The sequence below is a fragment of the Streptomyces sp. NPDC005281 genome, assembly GCF_040607495.1.
Lineage (GTDB): Bacteria > Actinomycetota > Actinomycetes > Streptomycetales > Streptomycetaceae > Streptomyces.
Genome location: NZ_JBEXGX010000043.1, coordinates 1 through 26,487, shown reverse-complemented (window position 1 = coordinate 26,487; position 26,487 = coordinate 1). Strand labels below are relative to the sequence as shown.

Below are 26,487 nucleotides of genomic sequence, written 5' to 3'. Positions count from 1 at the left end.
CACATGTCCGAAAACCTCACCAGGGGCCACCGCCCCTCGGGTTCGGCCCTTTCCCGGGCGAGGACCACGCCGCCGTGGGCGCTGCTCGCCGCCACGGCCGTGCTCGGCGGCGTGCTCGGCGGCGCGTACGGCGTGGTGAAGCCCCCGGCCTACACGGCCACGAGCTATGTCATCGCCGTACCGACGGACAAGGGCGATCCGTCGGCCGCGCTCGGCTTCGCCCAGGCCTACGGCCGGGTCGCCACGCAGCTCGCGGTGCTCGGGGACGCGCAGGTGTGGGCCGGTGTGCCGGTGAAGACGCTGGAGTCGAGCGTGCGGACGGCGACCTCCCCGGACGCCCCCATGGTCGCCGTCTCCGCCACCTCCTCACGGCCCGACCAGGCCGCCGACATGGCCAACGCCGTCACCCGTTCACTGACCCAGCACGCGAACGAGAGCAAGCAGAGCACCCACGTGGAACTCCTGTCGTTCTCCCGCGCGATCAAGCCGGCCTCGGCGTCCTCGGCGTCCCCCCCGGTGACGGGCCTGGTCGGCGCGAGCGCGGGCGGACTGCTCGGCGCTCTCGTACTGCTGGTCCGTCCCCGGCGGCCCGCCGGGCCGGCCCGCCCGGCCTCGGTGCCGAGCCCGGCCACGGCCGCCGATGTGCACGGCCAGCTGTGAGCGGGACGCTCCAGGCCGGCGTACGGAGCAGCACCGCGCAAGCCGAACTGATCACCGACGAGCGGGAGTTCGCCGAACTGGCGGGTCCCTGGGGGCGCCTGTACCGCCGGTGCGGCGCCGCCACCGCCTTCCAGAGCCACGCCTGGCTGCACTCCTGGTGGCTGTCGTACGGGACACCGGGCCGACTGCGTCTGGTGGTCGTGCGCGAGGACGGTGAACTGCTCGCGGTCGCGCCCCTGATGCGCGCCCGCCGCCGGCTGCCGGCTCTCGTACCGCTCGGCGGGCCGATCTCCGACTACGCGGACGTGCTCCTCGACGACGAGCACGCCGACCGCGCGGCGGCGATGCTCGCCGAGGGGCTGTCGGCCGCGGCCCGCACCGCGCTGATCGACTTCCGCGAGGTCCGCCCCGGCGGCGCGGTGGAGCGGGTCTACGAGCACTGGCGGGGACCGCGCCGCCGGGTCGGGGACTCCCTGTGTCTGGAGCTGCCGGCCGCCTCGATGGACGAGCTGGTCGGGCGCCTCCCCTCGGCCAAGGCCCAGCGGGTGCGGGCCAAGCTGCGCAAACTCACCGCGCTCGGGGTCGAGCAGCGGGTGGTGGGCCCCCACGAGGTGGACGCGGCCCTCGGCCGGCTGCTCGAACTGCACCGGCTCCAGTGGGAGGGCCGGAAGGTGACGTCCGAACACCTCCATGAGCGGTTCTCGGAGCATCTGGTCCGCTCGGTGGGCCCGATGGTGCGGTCCGGGGACGCTGTGGTCACCGAGTTCCGGCTCGACGGCACCGTGATGGCCGTGGACCTCACCCTGCTGTCGCGGCGCCTGGCGGGCGGTTATCTGTACGGCGCCCATCCGCAGCTGCGCGAACGCAAGGCGGACGTGGCGGTGATACTGCTCGACGCCTGCTCCCGGCACACCGAGGGCGGCGACCGGGGGACGCTGAGCCTGCTGCGCGGCGACGAACCGTACAAGCACCATTGGCGCCCGGACCCGGTCGTCAACCAGCGGCTGCTCCTCGCCCGCCGCCGAACGGCGGCGCTGATGTCGGCGGTCGTCTGCGACGTCGCCGCGCGCCGCCGGGGCAAGGAGCTGCTGCGGAGCTGGAAGGAGCGCGGTGGCGGCAGGCCCTGACCGACCCGCCGCCACCCGGGGGTCACCAGCCGCTCGACCACCAGTCGCCCGACCAGAACTCCTGCGACGGCCAGTCGAGACGCATGCACAGTTTCCCGCCGATCCAGTGCTCCACCCAGTCACCCAGTTCCAGCGGTGAACAGGTGGCCGGGTCCGGTGTCGCGTGCGGGACAGGCTCGCGCGCCGGGGGCGGGGGCGGTGTCGGCTCCGACACCGGTGTCTTGGCCGGGGTCGGAACAGGCTTGGGCGTCGGCTTGGGCGTCGGCTTCGGCGTCGGAGTCTTGGCCGGAGTCGGAGTCGGGGTCGGCTTCGGCGTCTTGGCCGGGGTCGGAACCGGCTTCGGCGTCGGGGTCTCGACCGGCTTCGGAACCGGCTTGGGCGTCGGGGTCGGGGTGGAGACCGGCTCGGACACCGGAGTCTTGGCCGGAATCGGAACCGGTTCCGACGTCGGGGTCGGCTTCGGCTTGGGCGTGGAGGTCGGCTTGGGCTTCGGTGTGGAGGCCGGCTCGGGCGTCGGCGTCGAAACCGGCTTGGGCGTGGAGGTCGCCGCGGGTGTGGGTGTCGAGGCCGGTTCGGATGTCGGCGTCGGGATCGGGGTCGAGACCGCGGGTGTCGGTGTCGAGGCCGGTTCGGACGTCGGGGTCGGCGTCGGGGCCGGTGCCGGACCGGTGGGCAGCGGAGCGGCGAGCTGGGACAGGGCGGCCCGGTAGGCCTTGGCCGCCAGCGGGTTGTCCTGGCACTGCCACACACCGTGCGGGCAGTAGTCGGTGAGCGTGTTGTACAGCGGCTTGTGCTCGTCGATCCACGCGAGCATGTCCTTCATGTACGTCGCGTTGTCACCGTTGTGGTAGAGGCCCCACTCGGGATAGGAGATCGACTTGCCGTGGGCCTTCGCGAAGTCCACCTGCTCCTGGAGCCCGTACGGCTCCTTCACCTGCTCGTCGAACGAAAGCCCCGACGGCTGGTCGTACGCGTCCATGCCGATGACGTCGACGGTGTCGTCCCCCGGATAGCACTCGGTCCAGGGAACGGCGTCCCGGCCGCGGTTCGGGGCGAAGTCGAACCGGAACCTCTGGCCCGGCACCGACCGCATGGTGGTGACGATTCTGTTCCAGTACTTCTTCCAGGCCTCCGGGTCGGGACCGCAGCGATGGGTGTACGTGATGCCGTTCATCTCCCAGCCGAGCACGATGACGGTGTCGGGCACCCTCAGCTCGACGAGCCGCTCGGCGAGCGCGCGGAAATGGTGGTCGAAGACCCCGGTCTCGGCCTCGCGCAGCAGCCCGCGGACCTGGCCGTCGGAGAAGCCCTCCTCGTTGCGCTCCATCATCGGGACGTTGAGGACGAGCATCCGGTCGTCCTGCCGACGGCGCCAGGCCGCCCAGGCGTCCAGGAATCCGGGGGCACCCTCGATGTTGCTCCAGCGATCGCCCGGCAGATACGTGTGTCCGACCCGCAGTTCTGTACCGCCCAGCCACCGGCTGAGCTGCTCGATACGGGCGATGCCCTCGGGACCGTAGTCGAGGTAGGCGCCGAAGGCGGGCTGCCCGGCGTGGCCCTGCCGGGCGGGCCGCGCGGGCTCCACGCGGCCCGCGACGGGCGTCGTGGAAGCGGCGGCGGTCGCGGACGGCGGCCCGGTGGGTGCGGATCCCGGCACCGCGGCCGGTCTCGCGCCCGAGGCCGGAGCAGCCGCTGCCGAAGCGCCCGTGACCGGACCACCCGCGACCGAGGCTCCGCTGACCGAAGCACCCGCGACCGAAGAGCTCATGGCCGAAGCGCCCGCTGCGGCCGAGGAGTTCGCGGGCCGTTTCGCCGCCGTGGGGGTCGGAGCCGGCGGCGGGTCACCCACCCCCACCGCCCCCGCGCCCACGGCGTATACCGGACCGGACGCGAGGGCGACCGACGTGACGATGCCGGCCGCGATGAACGCCAGCCTTCCGCTCCGGGGCCGCTGCTGCTGTGGGGCCATGCCTGCTCCTCTCCCTCTTGATCCTCGGATGTCCCTCCCGAATTACTGACACTCAGTCACATGGATTCCGATCCAGCCAACCGGTGTTCCGGCCTCACGTTCTGACGATCACTCGCAAGGGTGACTCGCCCTGTCACCGAGCCCGGCCCGATTCCGAAGGAGAAGCCCGTGCACCGTCTCGACGACCGGGTCCCCGCCGTCCTGCTGCGCATCGACCGGAATCCCTTTCACCACGGAACGCTGGGGGCCGTGCGCTCGCTCGGCAGGGCAGGTGTGGAGGTGTACCTCGTCGCCGATTCCGGGGGAAGTCCCGTCCGCAGGTCGCGCTTCGTCAGCGAGACGCACCCTCCGCCGCCACCCGGTTCGCCCGTCGCGGACGTCGGCGCGCTGTTGCGCCAAGTGGCCGCCCGGGTTTCCCGGCCCGCCGTACTGGTCCCGTTGGATGACGAGAGCGCCCTCGCGGTGAACGCCCTGGACGAGGAGCTCTCCGCGGGTTTCCTGCTGCCGCGGCAGCCCCGCGGGCTCGCCGAGCGCGTCGCCGACAAGGCCGAACTGGCCGCCGTGTGCGAGAGCGTGGGCGTTCCCCACCCGGTGACCCTGATTCCGGGGAGTCCGGCGCAGGCGGCCGCCGCGGCCTGGCAACTGGGGCTGCCGCTGGTGGCCAAGTGGAGCCGGCCCTGGCTGATCCCGGTCGGGAGAGGCCTGCGCAGCACGGTGGTGGTCCGCTCGGCGCGGGAGGCCGAGGCCCTGTATCTGCGCACCGCGGAGGCGGGCAGCACGCTGCTGCTCCAGGCCTATCTGCCGCCGGGGCCCGACCGCGACTGGTTCTTCCACGGATACGTCGACGGGGCCGGTGTGACGCACGGCGGCGGGGCGGGCCGCAAGCACGGCGCCTGGCCGCGCGGGGCGGGCCTCACGACGGTGGGCCGCTGGACGCCCAACCCGGCGCTGGAGGCCCTCGTCGGACGGCTCACCCGGTCCCTCGGCTACCGCGGCATCTTCGACCTCGACTTCCGCAGGGACGACACGACGGGCCGCTACCACCTGCTCGACTTCAACCCCCGCCCCGGCGCCCAGTTCCGGCTCTTCGAGGACGGGGCGGGCCTGGACGTCGTACGCGCCCTGCACCTGGACCTGACCCGCCGTCCGCTGCCCGCCCCGGCCCCGCTGCCGGGCCGTGCGTTCGTCGTGGAGAACTACGCGCCGCTCCGCGCCCTGCGGCGCCGCGGCCCGGAGCGGGAACTGGCCTGGCACGCGACGGACGACCGCGCTCCCGGACGGGTGATGTGGGGTCTGTGGGCCCGCCATGTGGCTTCGCGCCAGGCGCAGCGCGCGGGCCGTCTGCTGCGCGGACCGGCTGTCCCGGCGAGGACGACCGGGATAGCCGTCGACGCTCCCGGGACGACTCCGGCGGCCGGCACGGAGGCGGCCGGGGCGGCGGCGGCCGGGGCGGCGCGAGCGGTAGCCGGGAGCGGTGACGCGGCCGTCGCACGACCGCGCCTCGGAGGCGGCGCCGGCCGCCCGCGCCCGGGTCCCCGCGCCCCGCGGACGTCCGCCCCGGTCTCCGGCGGTCCGGCCGCCCCGTCCGCGGGCTCCCCTGCCCGCGCCCACACCGACGAAGAGAAAGCGAGCAGCCACTGATGTACGACCTCCTGGTGGTGGGAGCCGGACCCTACGGCCTGTCCATCGCGTCCCACGCGGCGGCCGCCGGGCTGGGACTGCGCGTCCTCGGCCGCCCGATGGCCTCCTGGCGCGACCACATGCCCCGCGGCATGTTCCTGAAGTCGGAGCCGTGGGCGTCCAGCCTCTCCGACCCCGGAGGCCGTCTCCGCCTGGAGACGTACTGCGCGGGCCGGGGTGTGGCGGCCCGGCACGGTGAGCCGATCCCGGTCGAGATGTTCGCCTCGTACGGCCTGTGGTTCGCCCGCAACGCCGTGCCCGACGTCGACGAACGCATGGCCGTCCACGTACGGGGGTGTCCAGGGGGCTTCGAGGTCCTGACCGACGACGGCGAGGTGCTGCGCGCCCGCACGGTCGCCCTGGCCGTCGGTGTGATGCCCTTCGTCGAGCTGCCTGCCGCACTGAACGGCCTGGGACCCGAGCGGGTGTCGCACAGCAGCCGTCACGCCGACCTCTCCCGCTTCCGGGGCGGGGACGTCACCGTGATCGGCGGCGGTCAGGCCGCCCTGGAGACGGCCGCCCTGCTCGCCGAACAGGGCACCCGGACAAGGGTCCTGGCCCGCGCGGCCGGGCTGTCCTGGAACGACGTGCCGCCCGCCTGGGAGCGGCCGTGGTGGCGGTCCGCCCGCGCGCCGCACAGCGGTCTGGGCTGCGGCTGGCGCAACTGGTTCTACGCCGAGCGCCCCGGCCTCTTCCACCGGCTCCCGGAACCCACCCGGGTCCGGATCACGGCCGGCGCGCTGGGCCCCGCGGGTGCCTGGTGGGTCCGCGACCGCGTGGATCGGGCGGTCGAGCTGATGCCGGGTCACGAGGTCACGTCCGCCCACCGCTCGGGCATCGGCGTACGGCTCGAAACGGTGGACCGGGACGGCAGGCGGGCCCGTCTGGAGACCGGCCATGTCATCGCGGCCACGGGGTTCAGGGCCCGGCGCGAGCGGCTGGGCCTGCTGGACGACGAACTGCGCGCGAGTCTGGTGGCCCTGTCCGACGGTGCCCCGGCGATCGGCCGGGGCTTCGAGTCGTCGGTGCCGGGGCTCTTCATGGCGGGCCTGATCACCGCCTCCGCCTACGGCCCGGCCATGCGCTTCGTGCACGGCGCCGGCTTCACGGCGGACACGCTGGTGCGCGGTGTCCGGCGGCGGCTGCGTACGGGGCCGGGTGGCGGCCGGATCCCGGCGCCCGGAGGGAACCTTCGGCAAGGCGAAGGCCTCCGGCAGGGATCGGACCTGGGGCACGGCACCGGGCGCTGACCCCGGCCGGACACCCGGCGCCGGTCCGCCCGGCGCCGGAAGGTGCGGAGCCGGAAGGTGCCCGGATCCGGCTCCGGGCGGGAGCGCATGGTCCGGGCTCCAGGCAGGAGCACGCGGTCCGGGCTCCAGGCGGGCACACATTGGTCCGGCTCCAGGCGGGCACGCATGGTCCGGCTCCGGACGGAAGCACGCAGTCCGGCTCCGGACGGAAGCACGCAGTCCGGGCCCCTGGCGGGAGCGCCAGTACGGCACGAATCGGCCCCGCGCCGAAAGGGTGCGGGGCCGAACTCCGGGTGCCGGGCGCGCGGACGCGAGCGGCACCCGGAGCGGGCGTCACGGGCGGGAGGCGGCCCGGCTTCGCCGGTACAGCAGGGTGCCGCCGGCCAGCAGGGCGGCACTGATCGCGGCGTCCAGGATCATTCCCTCGCTTCCGGTCTCCGCCAGTGTGGGCGGGGTGTGCACCGTGGGCGGGACCATGGGCTGCTCGTGGACCTTCACGGACGGGGTGTGCACGACCGGCGTGTGCGGCGTGTGCGGCGTGCGCGTCTTCGGCGGCTGCGGAACCGTCCGCGGGGGCGTGTGCGGAGGGGTCGCGGGCGGAGTGCAGTGGTGCGGGGTCGTCGCGTGGCCGTCCGGCGCGTGGTGGTGGCCGCATTCGTTGCCGAACACGGGGTTCAGCAGACCGACCACGTCCACGGAGTTGCCGCACAGCTCGACCGGGACGTCGACCGGGGCCGCGGCCTGGTCGCCGGACAGGACACCGGGTGAGCCGTGCGCCGCGCCGTACGACGAGGAGCCGCTCCAACCGCCGTGGTGGGCGCCCGAGTCTCCGTGCCCCGGGTTCACGTGACCGGAGTGGCCGTGCCGGGAGTCGCCGTAGCCCGAGTCGCCGTATCCGGAGTGGCCGTACCCCGAGTCGCCATGACCGCCGTGCTCACCGCCGTAGCCGCTCTGCCCGCCGTGCTCACCGCCATGGCCACCGGCCGGGTGACCGCCGTGGCCGCTCCGGCCGCCGTGCTCACCGCCGTGACCACCGGCCGGGTGACCGCCGTAACCGGCGTGCTCATCGCCGTAGCCACCGTGCTCGCCGCCGTAACCACCGTGCTCGCCGCCGGAGTTGCCGCCGTAACCACCGTGCTCGACACCGTGGCCACCGGAGTGGCCGCCGTAACCGGCGTGGTCGGAGGCATGGCCGCCGGGGTGGCCGCCGTGGCCGCGCGTGTGGTCGGTGCCGCCGTGACCACCGACGCCACGCCCCGGGTGGTGCGCGGAGCCGGCGTCGTGCCGGTCGGGGTGGTGCGGCGCCGCGTGCCTGCCCGGCGAAACCGATCCGTTGGCACAGGAGTTGCCGAACGCCGGGTTGAGGGCCGCGACGACGTCGACCGTGTTGCCGCAGAGGTTCAGCGGCACGTTCACCGGAACCTGGACGTTGTTTCCCGAGGCCACGCCGGGTGAGTCCGAAGCGGCCGCGGTCGTGTTGGAGTCCGCGAAGGCCGGACTGGCGTACAGGGACATGATGCCTGTCGCAGCCGCGGCCAGGACCACTCCCCTACTCAGGTTCTGTCGCACTCTTGTTGTCTTCCTGCTGGGAGAAGTGAGGAAGCCGGCCTTGGGGTCCGCGAGGCGGTCCAAGGCCGGCCGTGGCACAGCCGGAGGCGGCTGAGGTGCCGGAACGTCAGTGGTTGGCGCAGTGGTTGCCGATCGCCGGGTTCAGCAGAGCGATCACGTTGATCGAGTTGCCGCACACGTTGACGGGGATGTGGATCGGGACCTGGATCACGTTGCCCGAGAGGACACCGGGAGAGTTGGCGGCGACGCCCTCGGCACCCGAGTCCGCGAAGGCCGGGGCGGCCATGCCCAGAGCCATGATCACGCCGACGACGACGGAAGCGCTCTTCTTGAGCTTCACGTGCTTTCCCTTCTCTGCGGTCATGCCCCTTTGTCGGCCGAAACCGAGCGAGCTCGACTTGGACGGCTCGCATCATGACCTGCACGCTGTGAACGAGGGACGGACCGCCGAAGAAACTGCGGAACGTACGCCCATTGGGAATTCACTCGAATCGCCCTGCCCGGAATGAGCTCGGAAGCTTCACAACAGGCGAAACGCTCCGTCCGAAGAAGAAGCGTTTCGCCCGGAGCGGGAATGTCAACACGGCAGCAACGGAGTTCATACATACGACGATAAAAATGCGACGGGCCCGGACCGCCCGCCTCGAAACGGCGTGCGGTCCGGGCCCCGAGCGGGACGGTCAGCTGCCGACCGCGCCGTTGCCCGACAGGACCGGGATGTTGTCCAGGATGTGCGAGAGCGGCTCGTCGCCCTTGGCCTGGGTGGAGTTCTCGGTGCACTGCTGGTTCTGCGGGGCGGAGAGGATCGGCACGTCCTGGGCGCCGACCTGCGCCAGCAGGCCGAGCACGTTCTGGGCGTTGACCTTGGCCGGCAGGCCGATGCAGGGCTTGTTCAGGGAGCCCTGGACGACGGAGAGCTGGGGGCTCATGTCGCCCTTGGTCAGGGCGTTGCCGTACGACTGCTCGGAACCGTTCCCGTTCACCGTGGTGACGCCGTTGTCGTTGCCGATCGCCAGCGCCTGCGGGGCGACCGCCGCCGAGACACCGACGACGGAAGCCGCGACCGCTGCCACGGCCATTGCCTTCTTGAACATTTCTCCGGGTTCCTTTTCTGCTGGTGAAACATATTCCTGCTGCCACCTCAACCGCAGCCGGGGCGATTGGTTGCACCTCATCACCCGAACGGATCGCGGAACCCTCCGGAGTTCACCTGACCTATGGCCTGAGGATTTACTCGCTACGCCGTTCACATGGGCCATTGGGGTGAATCGCAGCAACTATGCGGCCCGGGGTCAGTTGTCCAGGTCGCTCCGGTGGACGGGGTTTCTCCAGAAGGGATCAGCAAGTGATCAAGAAGGTTATGGCTGCTGCGGCGATCGCCGCTTCCGTCGTCGGAGCCAGCGCTGCCGTCGCGCCCCAGGCGATGGCCATCGGCAACGACGGTGGCGTGACCACGGCGAACGGCAACGCCGCTTCGCAGATCTACGGCAACCAGGCCACGTACGGCAACATGAGCCCGCAGATGGCGCTCATCCAGGGGTCGCTGAACAAGCCCTGCATCGGCCTGCCCGCCAAGCTCAACGCCCAGAACGTGCTCGGCCTGGCGCAGATCGGCCTCCAGGACGTCCCGATCCTCTCCGCCCCGCAGAACCAGCAGTGCACCGAGAACTCCACCCAGGCCAAGGGCGACGAGCCGCTCTCGCACATCCTGGACAACATCCCGGTCCTGTCGGGCAACGGCGCCCTCGGCAGCTGATCCTTCGCCGCGCACAGCGCGCCGCCGCTATCCGGCGGCGCGCTGCCGCTGCCACCCCCTCGACGGCAGCGGCGGCGAGCGCCGGCCCCGGGTACTCCGCGGGCCATTCGGGGGAAACCTCGCAACCACACCATCCGCAGCACTGTTGATCATGACGCGGCTCCGCTCGGAGTCGCTCTCCGAAAGGGCAAAACGAACATGAAGAAGCTCTGGGCGACCGCGGTCATCGCCGCCTCCCTCGCCGGTGTCTCCGCTGTCACCGCGCCGCAGGCGCTGGCCATCGGCAACGACGACGGTGTCACCACCGTCAACGGCAACGGAGCCGTCCAGAAGTACGGCAACCAGGCCACGTTCGGCGACATGAGCCCCCAGCTCTCGCTGGTCCAGGGCTCGCTGAACAAGCCCTGTGTCGGCCTGCCGGCCAAGCTCAACGTCCAGAACATCGCCGGCCTGGCGCAGATCGGCCTCCAGGACGTCCCGGTCCTCTCCGCCCCGCAGAACCAGCAGTGCACCGAGAACTCCACCCAGGCCAAGGGCGACGAGCCGCTCTCGCACATCCTGGACAACATCCCGGTCCTGTCGGGCAACGGCGCCCTCGGCAGCTGATCGCCCCCGCACCACGGGAAGGCGGGTCGCTCCTCGGAGCGGCCCGCCTTCCCGTGCTACCCGTGGGCTCGCGCGTGACGGGTGGTCAACGGGCCGCGCAGTCGTCGGCGCAGATGTGCAGTTCCTCGGCCCGGCCGATCGCGGTGGCGAGCGCGGCAACGTCCTTGTCCTCGGTCGCGTTCGCCAGGAGGCGCGCCCGCGAGGCGAGTTCGTGAAGGGGCGGGACTCCGGGCAGGGAGCTCCACCGGGCGTCACCGGAGCGCAGGACGTCGGCGAAGTAGGCGGCCACGGCGGTGACCTGGAAGGAGTTCGGCGAGGTCCGGACGCCGTCGTACAGGTCGCTGGTCTCCAGGCTGCCGGACTCCTCGTGCGGGGCGCGGGAGTCGGGGTCGAGCCAGCGAACGGTCGCGGTGGCCAGATGGCCGGAGGCACCGGGGCGGGTGCGGACGGCGTAGAGAGCGGTGACCGTGTGGCCGGGGCCCACCTCGCCGCCGTCCACCCGGTCGTCGCGGAAGTCCTGGTCGGCGACCTTGCGGTCGTCGTAGCCGATCAGCCGGAACTGTTCGACCGTCCCGGGGTCGAAGGCGACCTGCGCCTTGGCGTCGCGCGCGGTGAGGTCGATGTTCTGCGGAAGCTGGTCGCAGAAGACGGTGAGGGCCTCGTCGCGGCTGGAGACGTACGTCGTGTGGCCGTCGCCCTTGTCGGCGAGGCGTTCCATGAGGGCGTCCCCGTAGTCGCTGCCGACACCGACGCCGAACAGGGTGACGCCGTGCAGGCGGCGGGCGGAGGAGATCCGTTCGAGGATGCCGTCCGCGTCCGTGTCGCCGGTGTTGGCGAGGCCGTCGGAGATCAGGACGACCCGGTTGGTGGCGCCCTCGCGCAGCCCGTGGACGGCGGTCGCGTACCCGGTCCGCACACCCGCGCCGAGGTTGGTCGAGTCGGTCGGCTCCAGGCCGGAGATCGCCCGGTGGACGCGGGCACGGTGGTCGCCGAGCCGGGTCATCGGCAGCACGGTCTCGGCCTCGTCGCTGAAGGTGACCAGGGCGACCGAGTCGTCGTCGCGCAGCCGGTCAGTCATCACGTCGAGGGATTCCCGGGCCAGGTCGAGGCGGCCCGGCTCCGACATGGAGCCCGAGACGTCGATGACGAAGGTGAGGGCGGCGGGCGGGCGTTCGCGCTCGTTCTCGGCGGGCCGGGTGGCGAGCCCGACCCGGACGAGGGACCAGCGTCCGTCGTCCGTACGGGCGCCGTCGACGGACACCGAGAAACCGTTGCCCTCGGGGCGCGGGTAGTCCTGGTGGAAGCTGTTGACGAACTCCTCGGGGCGGATCGTCGCGGGGTCGGGAGCACGGCCGCCCGCGAGGGTGCGGCGGGCGTAGCCGTAGGACGCGGTGTCGACGTCGAGGGCGAAGGTGGACAGGTAGTCGGCCGACGGCGTGGCCTCGGGGGCGTCCGACCGCTCGCCCTGCTCGTCGCCCTTGGCCGCGCCGCCCGTCGGCCGGCCGGGGGCCGGCAGCGGGAGGTTGCGGCGCCCCGACTTGTCCGCCCCGTCGGTGGAGTTGTTGCCGCCGCCCGCGCCGCATCCGGTGAGCAGCACCGCGCCCGCCACCGTCAGGGCGAGCAGCGATCCGCCGAACCCCCGACACGTCGCCGTCCGCGCGCTTCGGCGTGGGCGGTCCGCTTCGGCCGCCCTCCGCATGTGGTTCATCCCCATCAGTGCCCCCTCGGCGTGCGGCCCTTGTGTGGGCCGACCTGTGTGACTGTGACGGCCGAGGGGACCGGGACGAGCGCTCGGATGCGTTGCGGAAGGATTGCGAAGCGGCCACGGCGAGGGCCCTTCGAGACCGGTAGGTGATCTTCCGGGGACCTGGGGGTGCCGTTCGGACCGGCCCGGGTCCTCGCCGGTCCGAACGACACCCCTTACGACACGATGTCCTTGCGCCGGAAGCCGCGGAAGGCCAGGGCGAACAGGACGAGCGCGTACGTCACCGAGACGGCCGCCCCCTGGATCATCCCTCCCCACTCCGGTGTCGGCTGGATGGCGTCGGCCCAGGCGAACTGCCAGTGGGCGGGCAGGAAGTCGCGCCAGTGGCCGAGGGCGGTGACCGCGTCCAGGACATTGCCGACGATGGTCAGGCCGACCGCGCCGCCGACCGCGCCGAGCGGTGCGTCCGTCTTCGTCGACAGCCAGAACGCGAGCCCCGCGGTGACCAGTTGGGACACGAAGATGTACGCGATCACCGCGAGCAGTCGCTGTGCGGCGGTTCCCGCGGCGAGCGCGCCGCCGGTGGGGATCTCCAGGGGCCCCCAGCCGTAGGCGGCGGTGCCCACGGCCAGCGCGACGACCGGCAGCAGGACCATCGCCGCGAGGCTGAGCCCGAGCGCGACGGTGAGCTTGGACCACAGCAGCCGGGCTCTGGGAACGGGTGCCGCCAGGAGATAGCGCAGGGAGGACCAGCTCGCCTCGGAGGCGATCGTGTCGCCGCAGAAGAGCGCGACCGGGATCACCAGGAGGAAGCCCGCGGAGACGAACAGGTTCACCGCGGCGAAGTTGGCGCCGGAGGCGGTGGCCGTGTCCAGCAGGGTGATCCGGCCGTTGCGCTCGCCGGGTTGGCCGCCGATCGCGAACGCGACGAGCAGGACGAAGGGCAGGGCCGCGAGGACCGCCCCCATCACCAGGGTGCGGCGGCGCTTGAGCTGGCGGACGAGCTCGACGCGCAGCGGCAGGGTGCGGCGCGCCCGGTACCCGTCCGCGGTCTCGGTCCGCTCGAGGAGCGTGCTCATGCGGAGCCTCCGATCAGGGTGAGGAACGCGTCTTCCAGACGGCGGTGGGGTCCCACCGACGCCACCGGTACTTCGAGGCGTACGAGTTCCACGACCAGGCGTTGTGCGCTGCCGTCGGGGTCGAGGCGGACGACCAGTCCGTCTTCGGTCGCGACGGCCGAGAGCACGCCCGGCAGAGCGGCCACCTTCTCGACGACCGGCTCGTCGACGGGTGTCCCGGTGCCGACGAGCAGGGTGTCGCCTGAGCCGACGATCTCGGCGACCGGGCCCGCCTGGACGAGCCGGCCGCGGTCCATGACCACGAGGTGGGTGCAGGTCTGCTCGACCTCGGCGAGGAGATGGCTGGAGACCATGACCGTGCGGCCCGCGGCGGCGTAGCGGATCATCACCTGGCGCATCTCGCGGATCTGCGGCGGGTCGAGGCCGTTGGTGGGTTCGTCGAGGATCAGCAGGTCCGGGAGGCCGAGCATGGCCTGGGCGATGGCGAGACGCTGGCGCATGCCCTGGGAGTAGGTGCGCACCGCGCGGGCGAGCGCGTCGCCCAGGCCGGCGATCTCCAGAGCCTCCTCCAGATGGGCGTCCTCGGGGGGACGGCCGGTGGCCTGCCAGTACAGGTCCAGGTTCTCGCGGCCGGTCAGGTGCGGGAGGAAGCCCGCGCCCTCGACGAACGCTCCGACGCGGGAGAGGACGGGCGCGCCGGGACGGATCGCGTGCCCGAAGACGTGGATCTCGCCCTCGTCGGGCTTGATGAGGCCCATGAGCATGCGCAGGGTGGTGGTCTTGCCCGCGCCGTTCGGCCCGAGCAGGCCGAGGACCTGGCCCTTCTCCACGCGGAACGACAGCTCCCGTACCGCGTACCGGTCGGCCGACTTGGCGTAGCGCTTGCTCAGGCCGGTGATCTGGAGGGGGACTTCGGCCAGTTCGGGGTCGGGTGCCGGGGCGCCGGTCAGGCGGCGGCCGGTCACCAGCAGCGCCAGGGCGGCGAGCGCGCCGGCGAGCGGCAGCCACCACGCCCAGGAGGGCAGCGGCGCGGCGGCGGTCCTCACCGCGGGGGCCGTGGGCACCCGGAGGGCGCTCTGGAGGGCCACGGTGTACGTGGCCGGGGCCGCCGGGGAGGCGTAGCCGAGGTCGGTCGAGGCGAGGACCAGGCGCAGCCGGTGGCCCTTCCGGACGGCGTGGTCGATGGCGGGAAGGGTGAGGCGCACGTCCTCGCCGCTCTTCGCGCCCTCGATACGGACCGGGGTGACGAGCTGGGAGGGCAGTACCTGCTGGGTGCCGCCGGGACCGACGTCGTAGACCTTGGCGAAGAGGACCGCGTCGTCGGTGCTGGACCTGATGTGCGCGGTGACGGTCGGCGAGCCGGTGATCCGCAGGTCGTCCCGGAAGGGCGCGGACTCGAAGCGGGCGTACTGGCCGGGGAAGTCCAGGGAGACTCCGACGCCGAGGGTGGAGAGCTGGGCGAGGCCACCGGAGCCGCCGAGTCCCGGCAGGGCCGAGATGGCGGGCGGACTGGAGCCGGCCGGGTTCTGGAAGCTCTGCTCACGGCCGCTCAGCGCGATGGTGTGGCGGCCGCTGTCCAGCCCGGGGTAGGTGTCCGCGCTCGCGCCGCGCAGCAGGGCGGCGCCGTCGGTGGAGTCGACGCCTCCGGTGCGGGTGACGCGGAAGGCGGGGCCGGTGCCGGCGCCCTTGTCGTCCTTCAGATAGCGGTCGAACCAGGAGACGACACGGGAGGTGACGCGGTCCGTCTCCATGTCGCCGCCGTCGTGTCCGCCCGAGATCCAGTCGACGTCGATCGGAGCGCCGTTGGCCTTGATCGCCCTGGCCATCGCATCGGCCTGGCCGAGCGGGAAGAGGGAGTCGGACTGGCCCTGGGTGATGAGGGTGGGGACCTTGATGCGGTCGCCGACGGCGGAGGGGCTGCGTTCCTGGAGGAGCTTCACCGCCGCCGCGTCCGGCTTCCCGGACTCCGCGACGCGGTTGTACATCGCGCACAGCTCGGGCTCGAAGCGGGCGCAGCCGCCGCCGGAGTTGATGAAGATGCCGGCCCAGAGCTTCTTGAACACGCCGTTCGGGAACAGGGCGTCCGCGAGGTTCCAGTACGTGATCGACGGGGCGATGGCGTCGACGCGCGGGTCGTTCGCGGCGGCCAGCAGGGAGATCGCCCCGCCGTACGAGGCGCCCGCCACTCCCACGCGCGGGTCGCCGCTCCTGTCGAGCCGGACCTCGGGACGCCGGGCGAGCCAGTCGACGAGCCGGGAGACGTCGGCGACCTCGCCCTTGGGGGCGTTCAGCCCGATCCGGCCGGTGGACCTGCCGAAGCCGCGCGCCGACCAGGTCAGCACCGCGTATCCGTCGCGGGCGAGTTTCTCCGCCTCGGGGCGTACGTCCGCCTTGCTGCCGCCGAAGCCGTGCGCGAGCAGGACGGCGGGCCGGCGCCGCGAGGAAGGGCCCGTGGTGAAGTACGAGGTGTCGAGCCGCACTCCGCCGTCCATGGCCATCACGCGGTCGGTGCGGTGCACGGCGGGCGCGTCGTCGGAGGCGACGGCCGTCCAGGTGCCCGCGCCGGCGAGCACCACGAGGGCCGCGGCCGCGGCCGCCCACCTCCCGCGGGCTCGCGCCGTCGTGCGGGCGGGGAGTTGCCCCCGGCGCGGCCCGCGCGGCCGGGGCAGTCGAAGATCCATGCCTCAACGGTACGGGCGAGCACCGACATCGGGGGCAGCCGCCGGGTTGAACCGGCACCCCTCCCACGGGAGTACCGCGGGGGTTCCGTGTACCGCGTCCGTGGTACGAACCCCCCATGGAGCTGCGCCGCGCCGCCACCGTCCTGGAACTGACCGCCGCCGAGTACCTCTTCGACCACCCCGTGCGTCCCGAGTGGGCCCGGCGGTTCCTGGAGGCGCAGGGCCATCATCTGTTCCTGGCCTACGAGGGCGAGGTTCCGGTGGGGTTCGTCAGCGGCGTCGAGACGGTCCACCCGGACAAGGGCACCGAGATGTTCCTGTACGAGCTGGCGGTGGCGGAGCCGTTCAGGCGGCGGGGCACCGGGCGGGCGCTGGTCCGCGAACTCGCCGCCCTGGCCCGCGAACGCGGCTGCTACGGGATGTGGGTGGGGGTGGAGGCCGGAAACGACGTCGCCCTTGCCACGTACCGCAGCGCGGGTGGCAAGGACGACGGGATGTGCACGGTGATGACGTGGGACTTCGGGTGAGGCTGCCGTGCGGGGGCTGGGCCCGGGGGGAGGGAGCCGCCGGGCGGACCGCTCCGGTCAGGCCTGCGCGTCCTCCGGGATCGACACCAGCCAGCGGGTGTCGCGGCGCGGGCGCAGGTAGAAGGCCCAGTAGAGGGTGGCGACGGCGGTGATTCCGCCGGTCCACAGCAGGTACTGCGTCTCCTGCTGGGTGAGGACGTAGGCGAGGACGACGATCAGCAGGATCGGCATCGCGGGCCACAGCGGCATCCGCCAGGCGGGGGTGTGGCGGTGGTGGCCGCGCCGGGAGAGCAGGGCGGCGACGGCGACGAGCAGGTACATGGCGGTCACCGCCACGCCCGTGACGCCGTACAGGGTGTCGAGGTTGACGAAGCAGAGGGCGGCGCCGGGGACGCCCACCAGCAGCGTGGCGACCCAGGGGGAGCCGAACCGGCCGAGCCTGGACAGACCGTTGTTGACCGGCTGGGGCCACGCCTTGTCACGGGCCGAGGCGAACAGGACGCGCGAGTTCTGGATGACCATGACGATGCCCGCGTTGATGATCGCGAGGGCGACGCAGAGGCTGACGAAGGTGCCGACGGCCGAGTTGGACCAGGCCGTGACCATGCTGCTGATGTCGCCGCCGGTGAGCTCCGTGATGTCGGAGGCGCCCATGGTGATGGCGACGACCGGGACCAGGATGACGACCGTGGAGATGGCGAGGGTGGCGAGCACCGTGCGGGCGACGTTGCGGCGCGGGTTCTCCAGTTCCTCGGAGAGGTAGACGGCGGTCGAGAAGCCCTGGGTGGCGAAGAGGGCGATGGCGAGCCCGGAGATGACGAGCATGGCCGTCACGGGGTCGGTGTGGCCGCCGGTCCCGGCGACCTGCATGGAGGTCAGGCTGCCCAGGCCGCGGTGGCTGTGCGTGAAGCCCAGCAGGGCCACCACACCGGCGGCGATGACTTCCAGGACCAGGAAGATGCCGGTGATCCAGGCGTTGGCGCGCAGGTCGAGCAGTCCTGCGAGGGTGGCCAGCAGCATCACGCCGGCGCCGGTCATCGCCGGGTCGAGATGCACGAGCGGAGCGAGGTAGTCGGCGGTGCCTATGGCGATCACCGGCGGGACGATCATGACCACCAGCAGGGACATCACGAAGACCAGCCAGCCCGCGAGCCGTCCGGCCAGCGTCGAGACCATGGCGTACTCGCCGCCCGCGCTGGGGATGAGGGTGCCCAGTTCCGAGTAGCAGAACGCCACGGCGATGCAGAGCAGCGAGCCGATCGCGATCGTGAGGGCGGTCGCGGTGCCGAGCGACCCGAAGAGGTCGGGGATGACCACGAACAGGGTCGAGGCGGGCGTCACGCACGAGAGCGTCAGCAGGGTGCCGCCGACGACGCCGATGGAACGCTTGAGCGTCTTGGGGTTCCCGGTCTCCGTCGGGGCTGCGTCCGGGACGGCGGTCTCGACGGGGCGGAGCGTGTCGGTCATCAGGCGGTTCCGATCGACTCGTGCATCAGGTGTTCGGGCGGGAGCGATATCGCCTCCGGCGGCTCGCGTCGTTCTTCGTTCTCGTCCGCTCCCGCCCTGATGGAACCTTGACGGAAACCGTTGCGTCAATGGCCGTTTACCTACGGAATCCGTAGGAGCGAAGCGACGCACGTCACATAACTTTCCCAGGCGACATCGCCCTCATGTTGCAATCATCAGGACTTTGCGAATAATGACCTTGCTTTCCAAGGCTCCGAGGATAAGTAACCTGCGTCACCCGGTTCATCCCGCCAAACGGGAATCGTTGCGGGGGTGTCAAAAAAACGTCAAGCCGTCCGCTACGCGGACGGCTTGACGGGGTGGTTCGCGGGGGCCTCAGTGGTTGCGCGGGAAGCCCAGGTCGACGCCTGCCGGGGCCTCCGACGGGTCCGGCCAGCGGGTGGTGACGACCTTGCCGCGGGTGTAGAAGTGCGTGCCGTCGTTGCCGTAGATGTGGTGGTCCCCGAAGAGTGAGTCCTTCCAGCCACCGAAGGAGTGGTAGCCCACCGGCACCGGGATCGGCACGTTCACACCGACCATGCCCGCCTCGATCTCCAGCTGGAAGCGGCGGGCGGCGCCGCCGTCCCGGGTGAAGATCGCCGTGCCGTTGCCGAAGGGGGACGCGTTGATCAGCGCCACGCCCTCGTCGTAGGTGTCCACGCGCAGCACGCACAGCACCGGGCCGAAGATCTCGTCCGTGTACGCGTCCGCCGTCACCGGCACGCGGTCCAGGAGCGAGATGCCGATCCAGTGGCCGTCCTCGTGGCCCTCGACCGTGTAGCCCGTGCCGTCGAGGACGACCTCGCAGCCCTGGTCGGCGGCGCCCTTCACGTACGACGCCACCTTGTCGCGGTGGACGGCCGTGATGAGCGGGCCCATCTCGGACGCCGGGTCGTTGCCGGGGCCGATCTTGATCTTCTCGGCGCGCTCGCGGATCTTGGCCACGAGCTCGTCGCCGATGGAGCCGACCGCCACGACAGCGGAGATCGCCATGCAGCGCTCGCCGGCCGAGCCGTAGGCGGCGGAGACGGCCGCGTCGGCCGCGGCGTCCAGGTCGGCGTCCGGCAGCACCAGCATGTGGTTCTTGGCGCCGCCCAGGGCCTGGACCCGCTTGTGGTTCGCGGCGGCGGTGGTGTGGATGTGGCGGGCGATCGGCGTCGAGCCCACGAAGGACACCGCGGCGACGTCCGGGTGCTCCAGGAGCCGGTCGACGGCCACCTTGTCACCGTGCACGACGTTGAAGACACCGTCGGGCAGACCGGCCTCGCCCAGCAGCTCGGCGATCTTCATGGCGGCCGAGGGGTCCTTCTCCGACGGCTTGAGGACGAAGGTGTTGCCGCACGCGATGGCGATCGGGAACATCCACATCGGGACCATGGCCGGAAAGTTGAACGGCGTGATGCCCACGACGACACCGAGCGGCTGGCGGATCGAGGACACGTCGACCCGGGAGGCCACCTCGGTGGACAGCTCGCCCTTGAGCTGCGTGGTGATCCCGCAGGCCAGCTCGACGATCTCCAGACCGCGGGCGACCTCGCCGAGCGCGTCCGAGTGCACCTTGCCGTGCTCGGCGGTGATCAGCTCGGCGATCGCGTCCCGGTTGGCGTCGAGCAGCGCGCGGAACTTGAAGAGGATCGTGGTCCGCTTCGCCAGCGAGGACAGGCCCCAGGTCGCGTAGGCGTCCTTCGCGGCGGCGACCGCCGCGTCGACCTCGTCGACACTCGCGAACGCGACCCGAGTGGTCACGGCGCCGGTCGCCGGGTCGGTGACCGGCCCGTACGTACCCGACGCACCCTCGACGGTCTTGCCGGCGATCCAGTGGTCGACGGTCTTCGTCATGGCCATGCACTCCTTCACAGATGGCGGCGTCGGGCGGCGACGTGCCGGTCGTACTCCTCACGGGCCTTGACCGCCGACGAGCGGGTCGCGGTCTCGGCCACAGGTACATCCCACCAGGCCTGGGCCGGGGGCGCGCCCGACACTGTGTCTGCCGTTTCGGTCTCCACGTAGACACAAGTGGGAGTGTCCGCCGCACGCGCCTCGGCAAGGGCCGCCCGCAGGTCACGCACGGTGCTCGCGCGCAGGACACGCATGCCCAGACTGGCCGCGTTGGCCGCGAGATCCACCGGAAGCGACACCCCCGTGTAGGTACGGTCCGCGGCCAGACGGTGGTACGCCGTGCCGTAGCGCTCGGCACCCACGGCCTCGGAGAGCCCGCCGATCGACGCGTACCCGTGGTTCTGGAGGATGACCACCTTGATCGCGACGCCCTCCTGGACGGCGGTGACGATCTCGGTCGGCATCATCAGATACGTGCCGTCGCCGACCAGCGCCCACACGGGCCGCTCCGGGGCCGCCATCCGCACCCCGATCGCGGCCGGGATCTCGTAGCCCATGCACGAGTAGCCGTACTCGACGTGGTACTGGTCCCGCGACCGCGCCCGCCACAGTTTGTGCAGGTCCCCGGGGAGCGAGCCGGCCGCGTTGATCAGGATGTCGTCCTCGGTGACCAGCTCGTCGAGGACGCCGAGGACCTGCGGCTGGGTGGGCCGGACGTCGATGTCCTGCGCCTCGTAGGCCGCGTCGACGCGGTACTCCCAGCGCTCCTTCTCGTCCGTGTACTCGGTGACGTACGCGGGCTCCGCGCGGTGGCGGTGCGCGAGCAGCGCCTCGGTCAGCGCTTCGAGACCGGTGCGCGCGTCGGCGATCAGGGGAGCACCGGCGAGCTTGTGGCCGTCGTACGCGGCGATGTTGAGGTTGAGGAAGCGGACGCCCGAGGCCGCGAACAGCGTGCCCGAGGCGGTGGTGAAGTCGGTGTAGCGGGTGCCGACGCCGATCACCAGGTCGGCGGTGCGGGCGAGTCCGTCGGCGGTCGCCGTGCCGGTGTGGCCGATGCCGCCGACGTCCTGCGCGTGGTCCCAGCGCAGCGAGCCCTTGCCCGCCTGGGTGGAGGCCACCGGGATGCCGGTGGCCGAGGCGAGGTCGGCGAGCACCTCCTCGGCGCGGCTGTGGTGGACCCCGCCGCCCGCGACGATCAGCGGACGCCGGGCCCCGCGGACCGCCGCGACGGCACGGGCCAGCTCACCGGCGTCGGGCGCCTGGCGCCGCACCGTCCAGATCCGCTCGGCGAAGAACTCCTCGGGCCAGTCGTACGCCTCGGCCTGTACGTCCTGGGGCAGCGCGAGCGTGACGGCGCCCGTGTCGACGGGGTCGGTGAGCACACGCATCGCCTGGAGAGCCGCCGGGATCAGGGCCTCGGGGCGGGTGATCCGGTCGAAGTACTTCGACACCGGGCGCAGACAGTCGTTGACCGACACGTCCCCGGCGCAGGGCACCTCCAGCTGCTGGAGCACCGGGTCGGCGGGGCGGGCCGCGAAGACGTCGCCGGGCAGGAGCAGCACGGGGAGGTGGTTGATCGTGGCGAGCGCGGCGCCGGTGACCAGGTTGGTGGCGCCGGGACCGACGGAGGTGGTCACGGCGTGCGCGGACAGCCGTCCGCACTGGCGGGCCCAGCCGACCGCCGCGTGCACCATGGCCTGCTCGTTGCGCCCCTGGTGGTACGGCATCTCGTCGCCGTACTCGACGAGCGCCTGACCGATCCCGGCGACGTTCCCGTGGCCGAAGATGCCCCAGGTGGCGCCGATCAGCCGGCGGCGCGCGCCGTCCCGTTCGGTGTACTGCGCGGCCAGGAACCGCACCAGCGCCTGCGCGACCGTCAGCCTCGTCGTCGAGGTCATCGGTATCCCCCTGTGCCTTCCGCGTGCTCCGGGTGGAAGCGGATCCGCCACTCCCTGTCCGCGCCGGGCCCCGCCATCACGTTCAGGTAGTACATGGCGTGTCCGGGCTGGGCGATGGACGGGCCGTGCCAGCCGTCGGGGACGAGGACGGCGTCGCCGGTGCGGACCTCGGCGAGGACGTCCGAACCGCCCTCGCGGGAGGGGAACACGCGCTGGTAGCCGAACCCGTCCGGTCCCTCGATCTCGAAGTAGTAGATCTCCTCCAGCCGGGACTCGACGCCGGGCAGGTGTTCGTCGTGCTTGTGCGGCGGATACGAGGACCAGTTGCCACCGGGGGTGATCACCTCCACGGCGATGAGACGGTCGCAGTCGAAGACGTCGGCGGCGGCGAAATTGCGCACCTGGCGGGCGCAGTTGCCGCTGCCGCGGTCTTCGACGGGAACCTCCGGCGCGGGGCCGTAGCGGGCGGGGAGTCGGCGCTCGCACTTCGCTCCTGCCAGGGCGAAGCGGCCTCCCGCGCCGGAGGCGATCTGGGCCCGGGCCTCACGGGGAACGTACGCGAAGTCGGAGACTCCGCCGAACACGCTCCGCCTGCCCAGGAGTTGGAACTCCTCCTCTTCCATGCCGTCCTTGGTGCGCACCGTGCAGCCGCCGCCGAGCGGGAGCACGATCCACTCGCTGTCCCCGGTGGTGAACATGTGGGTCCCGCCGGGGGCCAGCTCCACGACGCGCAGGCTGCTGTGGGTCCAGCCGGCCCGTTCGGGGTCGATGTCGAGGGCGTAGTGGGCGTCGGCGGCGGTGCCCCTTGGCACGTACAGCCCGTTGCTCGGACGGCTCATACGGTCCTCACAGAAGTCCTACGGCGGTGTCCACGGCCAGGGCGACATCGCCGTCCGCGGGATACAGCAGCGAACGGCCCACCACCAGACCCTGCACGGTGGGGAGTTGGAGCGCCCCGCGCCATTTCTCGTACGCACCCTCCTGGTCCTCGCCGACATCGCCGCCGAGCAGGACGGCGGGCAGCGTGGAGGTCTCCATGACACGGGCCATGTCGTCGGGGTTCTCGGTGACGGGGACCTTCAGCCAGGTGTACGCCGAACTGCCGCCCAGGCCGCCGGCGATGGCGATGGACTTGGTGACGGCCTCGGCGCTCAGATCGTTGCGCAGGGTGCCGTCGTCCCGGCGACGGCAGAGGAACGGTTCGACGAAGACCGGAAGTTGCCGTTCGGCCATGTCGTCGATCACGCGGGCGGCGGACTCCAGGGTGCGCAGCGACCCGGGGTCGTCGTAGTCGATGCGCAGCAGCAGTTTGCCGGCGTCGAAACCGAGCCGTTCGATGTCCCTCGGACGGTGGCCGGTGAAGCGGTCGTCCAGCTCGAAGGCGGAGCCCGCGAGTCCGCCGCGGTTCATCGACCCGATGACCACCTTGCCGTCGAGCACGCCGAGCAGCAGCAGGTCGTCGAGTATGTCGGCGGTGGCGAGCACCCCGTCGACTCCGGGGCGGGACAGGGCGACACACAAACGCTCCAGCAGATCGGCGCGCCCCGCCATGGCCAGCCCCCGGCCGCCGACGGTCAGCATGCCGCGTGCCGGATGGTCCGCCGCGACGATCATCAGCCGCCCGGGGCCGTCGAGCAGCGGCCGGCGCACCCGCCGGGCGGCGGCCTCGGCGATCGCCTCGGGGTGACGGGCCCGGGTGCGGACGAGGGCGGAGACGTCGACACGGGGGGACGGCGGGCGCAGCCGGTCGTAGGCGGTGGGGGTTACGGGGGTGGCGGCGAGCGATCCCCGGTCGCCGCCGTGTTCGTGGTGGGCCCCGCCGACCTGGCCCGCCCTCACCGCACCGCTCCGGCGGCGAGGGCCTGTTCGATCTCGTGCGGGGCGGGCATCGCGGAGGAGCACTCCAGGCGGGAGGCGACGATGGCGCCCGCCGCGTTCGCGTGACGCATGATCTTCTCCAGGTCCCAGCCGGCGAGCAGTCCGTGGCAGAGGGAGCCGCCGAACGCGTCACCCGCGCCCAGACCGTTGAGGACCTCGACCGGGAGGGGCGGGACCTCGGCGGTGGTGCCGTCGCGGTGGACGGCGAGGACGCCCTTGGGGCCCTGTTTGACCACGGCGAGTTCGGGCCCGGCTTCGAGGAGGGCAGCGGCGGCGGCGTGCGGCTCGCGTTCTCCGGTGGCGATCTCGACCTCGTCGATGTTGCCGACGGCGACGGTGGCGTGGCGCAGGGCCTCGGCGTAGAAGGGGCGCGCGCAGGCGGGATCGCTCCAGAACATGGGGCGCCAGTCGAGGTCGAAGACCGTCGTACCGGAACGGGCCCGGTGGGCCAGCGCCGTGAGGGTGGCCGTGCGGCTGGGTTCCGCGCTCAGTCCCGTGCCGGTCATCCAGAAGACGCGGGCGTCGCGCACGGCGTCGAGGTCGAGTTCGTGGGCGCCGATCTCCAGGTCGGGGGCCTTGGGCTGCCGGTAGAAGTACAGCGGGAAGTCGTCCGGCGGGAAGATCTCGCAGAAGGTGACCGGAGTCGGCAGTCCCGGGACGGCGGTGACCCAGCGGTCGTCGACACCGAAGTCGCGCAGGGCCTCGTGCAGATAGGTTCCGAAGGGATCCGCACCCGTTCGGGTGATGACCGCCGTACGCCGTCCGAGCCGCGCGGCCGCCACCGCGACATTGGTCGCCGAGCCGCCGAGGAACTTGCCGAAGGAGGTCACCCGGGACAGCGGGACGCCCGTCTGCAACGGGTAGAGGTCCACGCCGATCCGCCCCATGGTGATCAGCTCGTACGCCATCGAGTTCCCTTCCGCGCGGTCCCTGCGGCTGCCCCCAGGTCTAGCCCCGCACGGGAAGCCTGTCAACGTTTTGTCCAGACATTCGGACCAGGGCTTGACACCTCTTTGGAGCCGCCGGAAGCTGACGCCCATGACGTCGTCGCCATCGCCGCAGTCATCGCCGCAGTCGTCAGCCGAGCCCTCGCCGAAGTCGTCACCTCGGTCGTCACCTCCGTCCTCACTGTCGCGCATCCGGATCGGTTCGGCTCCCGACTCCTGGGGCGTCTGGTTCCCCGACGACCCCCGGCAGGTCCCCTGGCAGCGCTTCCTCGACGAGGTCTCCGGATCCGGCTACGAGTGGATCGAGCTCGGCCCGTACGGCTATCTGCCCACCGATCCGGACGTTCTCCGGGAGGAGACCGCCCGGCGCGGGCTCAGCGTCTCCGCGGGCACGGTCTTCACGGGACTGCACCGGGGTCCCGACGTGTGGGAGTCGACCTGGGCGCACGTCTCGGACATCGCGGCGCTCGCCCAGGCGATGGGCGCCGGGCATCTCGTGGTCATCCCGGCCTTCTGGCGGGACGACAAGACCGGGGCGGTGCTGGAGGAAAGCGAGCTGACGCCGGGCCAGTGGCGCGATCTGGCCACCCAGACCGAGCGGCTCGCCCATGAGGTGCGCGAGCGCTACGGGCTGAAAGTCGTCGTCCATCCGCACGCCGACACGCACATCGACAGCGAGGAGAACGTCACCCGTTTCCTCGACGCGACCGACTCCTCGCTGGTGTCGCTCTGTCTGGACACGGGCCACTACGCCTACTGCGGCGGCGACAGCGTCAAACTCATCGAGACGTACGGCGAACGCATCGGCTACCTCCACCTCAAACAGGTGGACCCGCGGGTGCTGGCCGGTGTGCGGGCCGAGGAGCTGCCGTTCGGGCCCGCCGTCGCCCGCGGCGTGATGTGCGAACCGCCCTCCGGAGTACCGGCGCTCGAACCCGTCCTCGCCGCCGCGCAGAACCTCGGCGTCGAGCTCTTCGCGATCGTCGAGCAGGACATGTACCCGTGCCCGCCGGACAAACCGCTGCCGATCGCCCGGCGCACGCGGGCGTTCCTGAGGTCCTGCGGGGCCTGACGCCCGCCTCCCGGGGCACCCCGGACCCCGGCCCGCCGGACGCTCGCGACCCGGCGGGCCCTCACGCCTGCCGCAACGCCCCGCAGGACGGTCCGGGCGGGCGACCTCGCCGGGCGACGGCCGGAGACTCGGCACGCGCGCCCCACTGCTGCCGATGTGTCACTCGTGTCACAAAAGACACCGCTGTGTCACACATGTCGCGTATACGCGGGTCTTGCGTAACACCCGGTCGACGGTCACGGTCCAGCTCTCGCACCGCGTCGTTCACCGGGCACAGGCTTTGTGATCACCAGCGCAGCGCCCGGCTCCCCCGACGGCCGTCCCAGGCCGCCGCCGTGGCGCGCGCGGGGAGGTACCACTCATGACCGACCGCGGACTCTGGTCGTACAAGGAGATCGCCGCGCACATCAAGGTGCAGCCGGACACCGTCCGGTCCTACCGCAAGCACGGGCTGCTGCCGCCGCCCGACCACGTCGAGTCCGGAAAGCCCTACTGGTACGCCGACACCGTCCGAGCCTGGGCCGCCTCCCGCCCCGGAAACCGGAGCCGCAACGACAGGTGACCGCGTCCGGTCGGGGGGTGTGTCACCCCGGGGTGGCGACGGCGACCGGCTCGTCATCCAGGGTCCCACCGGCGGCGGCACGTCCACCCTGCTCCAGATGCTCGGCGGGCTCGACCGTCCCACCGCGGGCAGCGTCGAACTCGACGGCACCGACATGGCCAAGCTGTCCGAGGCGA

21 protein-coding genes and 2 pseudogenes are annotated in these 26,487 nt (G+C 72.1%); 10 read left to right on the top strand and 13 right to left on the bottom strand.

The window, feature by feature from the left end:
• Nucleotides 1-3: 3 nt before the first annotated feature.
• Together ABZV42_RS37495 and ABZV42_RS37490 are read left to right on the top strand one after the other, a co-directional pair.
• A complete protein-coding gene (locus tag ABZV42_RS37495) occupies nucleotides 4-660 on the top strand; it encodes a lipopolysaccharide biosynthesis protein (RefSeq protein WP_356055989.1) in 657 nt (218 codons plus the stop codon).
• Complete coding sequence (locus ABZV42_RS37490) at nucleotides 657-1,787, top strand: GNAT family N-acetyltransferase (protein ID WP_355984272.1); 1,131 nt, start codon at nucleotides 657-659, stop codon at nucleotides 1,785-1,787. Before ABZV42_RS37495 ends, ABZV42_RS37490 begins: the two co-directional genes overlap by 4 nt.
• A 577-nt stretch (nucleotides 1,788-2,364) precedes the next feature.
• Here the strand turns inward: ABZV42_RS37490 and ABZV42_RS37485 are convergent.
• Nucleotides 2,365-3,756 (bottom strand): annotated as a pseudogene (locus ABZV42_RS37485) (glycosyl hydrolase); the annotation flags it as partial.
• 168 nt (nucleotides 3,757-3,924) lie between these two features.
• Here ABZV42_RS37485 and ABZV42_RS37480 point away from each other — a divergent pair.
• Nucleotides 3,925-5,397: an ATP-grasp domain-containing protein gene (locus ABZV42_RS37480; protein WP_356055987.1), complete on the top strand. Its 1,473-nt coding sequence runs from the start codon at nucleotides 3,925-3,927 to the stop codon at nucleotides 5,395-5,397.
• The gene (locus ABZV42_RS37475) at nucleotides 5,397-6,686 is read left to right on the top strand and encodes an NAD(P)-binding domain-containing protein (RefSeq protein ID WP_356055985.1); all 1,290 of its coding nucleotides are present in this window, start codon (nucleotides 5,397-5,399) and stop codon (nucleotides 6,684-6,686) included. Before ABZV42_RS37480 ends, ABZV42_RS37475 begins: the two co-directional genes overlap by 1 nt.
• Nucleotides 6,687-7,019: 333 nt before the next feature.
• Here the strand turns inward: ABZV42_RS37475 and ABZV42_RS37470 are convergent, their stop codons facing one another.
• The 3 genes from ABZV42_RS37470 to ABZV42_RS37460 all read right to left on the bottom strand — a co-directional run bounded on the left by ABZV42_RS37470 (nucleotide 7,020) and on the right by ABZV42_RS37460 (nucleotide 9,349).
• Nucleotides 7,020-8,255, bottom strand: coding sequence for a chaplin family protein (locus ABZV42_RS37470; RefSeq protein WP_356055983.1), 1,236 nt, complete (start codon nucleotides 8,253-8,255; stop codon nucleotides 7,020-7,022).
• A gap of 106 nt (nucleotides 8,256-8,361) precedes the next feature.
• Nucleotides 8,362-8,619 carry a chaplin gene (locus ABZV42_RS37465; protein ID WP_356055981.1) on the bottom strand — a complete coding sequence of 86 codons (258 nt, stop codon included), beginning with the start codon at nucleotides 8,617-8,619 and terminating at the stop codon, nucleotides 8,362-8,364.
• Nucleotides 8,620-8,935: 316 nt separating this feature from the next.
• The gene (locus tag ABZV42_RS37460) at nucleotides 8,936-9,349 is read right to left on the bottom strand and encodes a rodlin (protein WP_355984267.1); all 414 of its coding nucleotides are present in this window, start codon (nucleotides 9,347-9,349) and stop codon (nucleotides 8,936-8,938) included.
• A gap of 251 nt (nucleotides 9,350-9,600) precedes the next feature.
• Here ABZV42_RS37460 and ABZV42_RS37455 point away from each other — a divergent pair, with 251 nt between their 5' ends.
• Both ABZV42_RS37455 and ABZV42_RS37450 read left to right on the top strand, forming a co-directional pair.
• Nucleotides 9,601-10,011: a rodlin gene (locus ABZV42_RS37455; protein ID WP_355984266.1), complete on the top strand. Its 411-nt coding sequence runs from the start codon at nucleotides 9,601-9,603 to the stop codon at nucleotides 10,009-10,011.
• A 198-nt stretch (nucleotides 10,012-10,209) separates the two neighbouring features.
• Nucleotides 10,210-10,617 (top strand): rodlin, encoded by a 408-nt coding sequence (locus tag ABZV42_RS37450; RefSeq protein WP_355984265.1) that lies wholly within the window; start codon nucleotides 10,210-10,212, stop codon nucleotides 10,615-10,617.
• A gap of 85 nt (nucleotides 10,618-10,702) precedes the next feature.
• On the opposite strand, the gene ABZV42_RS37445 is transcribed toward ABZV42_RS37450, so the two are convergent.
• The 3 genes from ABZV42_RS37445 to ABZV42_RS37435 all read right to left on the bottom strand — a co-directional run bounded on the left by ABZV42_RS37445 (nucleotide 10,703) and on the right by ABZV42_RS37435 (nucleotide 16,082).
• On the bottom strand, nucleotides 10,703-12,331 hold the full coding sequence (locus tag ABZV42_RS37445) for a von Willebrand factor type A domain-containing protein (RefSeq protein WP_356055979.1): 1,629 nt from the start codon (nucleotides 12,329-12,331) through the stop codon (nucleotides 10,703-10,705).
• Between the two features lie 206 nt (nucleotides 12,332-12,537).
• Nucleotides 12,538-13,401, bottom strand: coding sequence for an ABC transporter permease (locus ABZV42_RS37440; protein WP_356055977.1), 864 nt, complete (start codon nucleotides 13,399-13,401; stop codon nucleotides 12,538-12,540).
• The gene (locus ABZV42_RS37435; RefSeq protein WP_356055975.1) at nucleotides 13,398-16,082 is read right to left on the bottom strand and encodes an alpha/beta fold hydrolase; all 2,685 of its coding nucleotides are present in this window, start codon (nucleotides 16,080-16,082) and stop codon (nucleotides 13,398-13,400) included. The genes ABZV42_RS37440 and ABZV42_RS37435 overlap by 4 nt, the downstream gene beginning before the upstream one ends.
• 116 nt (nucleotides 16,083-16,198) lie before the next feature.
• Between ABZV42_RS37435 and ABZV42_RS37430 the strand changes: the two genes are divergently transcribed.
• Nucleotides 16,199-16,609 carry a GNAT family N-acetyltransferase gene (locus ABZV42_RS37430; protein ID WP_355984261.1) on the top strand — a complete coding sequence of 137 codons (411 nt, stop codon included), beginning with the start codon at nucleotides 16,199-16,201 and terminating at the stop codon, nucleotides 16,607-16,609.
• A gap of 57 nt (nucleotides 16,610-16,666) precedes the next feature.
• On the opposite strand, the gene ABZV42_RS37425 is transcribed toward ABZV42_RS37430, so the two are convergent.
• The 6 genes from ABZV42_RS37425 to iolC all read right to left on the bottom strand — a co-directional run bounded on the left by ABZV42_RS37425 (nucleotide 16,667) and on the right by iolC (nucleotide 24,638).
• Nucleotides 16,667-18,076: an APC family permease gene (locus ABZV42_RS37425; RefSeq protein ID WP_356055973.1), complete on the bottom strand. Its 1,410-nt coding sequence runs from the start codon at nucleotides 18,074-18,076 to the stop codon at nucleotides 16,667-16,669.
• 375 nt (nucleotides 18,077-18,451) lie between these two features.
• Nucleotides 18,452-19,954: a CoA-acylating methylmalonate-semialdehyde dehydrogenase gene (mmsA, locus tag ABZV42_RS37420; RefSeq protein WP_355984259.1), complete on the bottom strand. Its 1,503-nt coding sequence runs from the start codon at nucleotides 19,952-19,954 to the stop codon at nucleotides 18,452-18,454.
• A 14-nt stretch (nucleotides 19,955-19,968) separates the two neighbouring features.
• Entirely contained in the window at nucleotides 19,969-21,852 is a 1,884-nt protein-coding gene (iolD, locus tag ABZV42_RS37415) for a 3D-(3,5/4)-trihydroxycyclohexane-1,2-dione acylhydrolase (decyclizing) (RefSeq protein ID WP_356055971.1), read from the bottom strand.
• Nucleotides 21,849-22,691, bottom strand: a complete 843-nt coding sequence (iolB, locus tag ABZV42_RS37410; protein WP_356055969.1) for a 5-deoxy-glucuronate isomerase — start codon at nucleotides 22,689-22,691, stop codon at nucleotides 21,849-21,851. Before iolB ends, iolD begins: the two co-directional genes overlap by 4 nt.
• A gap of 7 nt (nucleotides 22,692-22,698) precedes the next feature.
• Nucleotides 22,699-23,691 carry a deoxyribose-phosphate aldolase gene (locus tag ABZV42_RS37405; RefSeq protein WP_356055967.1) on the bottom strand — a complete coding sequence of 331 codons (993 nt, stop codon included), beginning with the start codon at nucleotides 23,689-23,691 and terminating at the stop codon, nucleotides 22,699-22,701.
• Nucleotides 23,688-24,638 (bottom strand): 5-dehydro-2-deoxygluconokinase, encoded by a 951-nt coding sequence (gene iolC / locus ABZV42_RS37400; protein WP_355984256.1) that lies wholly within the window; start codon nucleotides 24,636-24,638, stop codon nucleotides 23,688-23,690. Before iolC ends, ABZV42_RS37405 begins: the two co-directional genes overlap by 4 nt.
• Nucleotides 24,639-24,768: 130 nt before the next feature.
• On the opposite strand from iolC, the gene ABZV42_RS37395 reads away from it, so the two are divergent.
• The 3 genes and pseudogenes from ABZV42_RS37395 to ABZV42_RS37385 all read left to right on the top strand — a co-directional run.
• Nucleotides 24,769-25,749 (top strand): sugar phosphate isomerase/epimerase, encoded by a 981-nt coding sequence (locus ABZV42_RS37395; protein WP_355984255.1) that lies wholly within the window; start codon nucleotides 24,769-24,771, stop codon nucleotides 25,747-25,749.
• 361 nt (nucleotides 25,750-26,110) lie between these two features.
• The gene (locus tag ABZV42_RS37390) at nucleotides 26,111-26,311 is read left to right on the top strand and encodes a MerR family transcriptional regulator (RefSeq protein WP_355984254.1); all 201 of its coding nucleotides are present in this window, start codon (nucleotides 26,111-26,113) and stop codon (nucleotides 26,309-26,311) included.
• A 37-nt stretch (nucleotides 26,312-26,348) separates the two neighbouring features.
• Nucleotides 26,349-26,487: pseudogene (locus ABZV42_RS37385) on the top strand (ATP-binding cassette domain-containing protein); the annotation flags it as partial.

What these genes read in the sequence shown, in the direction of transcription:
- iolC (WP_355984256.1), bottom strand. Translation starts at nt 24,638, where the DNA reads ATGGCGTACGAGCTGATCACCATGGGGCGGATCGGCGTGGACCTCTAC.
- ABZV42_RS37435 (WP_356055975.1), bottom strand. Translation starts at nt 16,082, where the DNA reads ATGGATCTTCGACTGCCCCGGCCGCGCGGGCCGCGCCGGGGGCAACTC.
- ABZV42_RS37460 (WP_355984267.1), bottom strand. Translation starts at nt 9,349, where the DNA reads ATGTTCAAGAAGGCAATGGCCGTGGCAGCGGTCGCGGCTTCCGTCGTC.
- mmsA (WP_355984259.1), bottom strand. Translation starts at nt 19,954, where the DNA reads ATGACGAAGACCGTCGACCACTGGATCGCCGGCAAGACCGTCGAGGGT.
- ABZV42_RS37395 (WP_355984255.1), top strand. Translation starts at nt 24,769, where the DNA reads ATGACGTCGTCGCCATCGCCGCAGTCATCGCCGCAGTCGTCAGCCGAG.
- ABZV42_RS37450 (WP_355984265.1), top strand. Translation starts at nt 10,210, where the DNA reads ATGAAGAAGCTCTGGGCGACCGCGGTCATCGCCGCCTCCCTCGCCGGT.
- ABZV42_RS37430 (WP_355984261.1), top strand. Translation starts at nt 16,199, where the DNA reads ATGGAGCTGCGCCGCGCCGCCACCGTCCTGGAACTGACCGCCGCCGAG.
- ABZV42_RS37465 (WP_356055981.1), bottom strand. Translation starts at nt 8,619, where the DNA reads ATGACCGCAGAGAAGGGAAAGCACGTGAAGCTCAAGAAGAGCGCTTCC.
- ABZV42_RS37445 (WP_356055979.1), bottom strand. Translation starts at nt 12,331, where the DNA reads ATGGGGATGAACCACATGCGGAGGGCGGCCGAAGCGGACCGCCCACGC.
- iolD (WP_356055971.1), bottom strand. Translation starts at nt 21,852, where the DNA reads ATGACCTCGACGACGAGGCTGACGGTCGCGCAGGCGCTGGTGCGGTTC.
- ABZV42_RS37440 (WP_356055977.1), bottom strand. Translation starts at nt 13,401, where the DNA reads ATGAGCACGCTCCTCGAGCGGACCGAGACCGCGGACGGGTACCGGGCG.
- iolB (WP_356055969.1), bottom strand. Translation starts at nt 22,691, where the DNA reads ATGAGCCGTCCGAGCAACGGGCTGTACGTGCCAAGGGGCACCGCCGCC.
- ABZV42_RS37495 (WP_356055989.1), top strand. Translation starts at nt 4, where the DNA reads ATGTCCGAAAACCTCACCAGGGGCCACCGCCCCTCGGGTTCGGCCCTT.
- ABZV42_RS37425 (WP_356055973.1), bottom strand. Translation starts at nt 18,076, where the DNA reads ATGACCGACACGCTCCGCCCCGTCGAGACCGCCGTCCCGGACGCAGCC.
- ABZV42_RS37390 (WP_355984254.1), top strand. Translation starts at nt 26,111, where the DNA reads ATGACCGACCGCGGACTCTGGTCGTACAAGGAGATCGCCGCGCACATC.
- ABZV42_RS37475 (WP_356055985.1), top strand. Translation starts at nt 5,397, where the DNA reads ATGTACGACCTCCTGGTGGTGGGAGCCGGACCCTACGGCCTGTCCATC.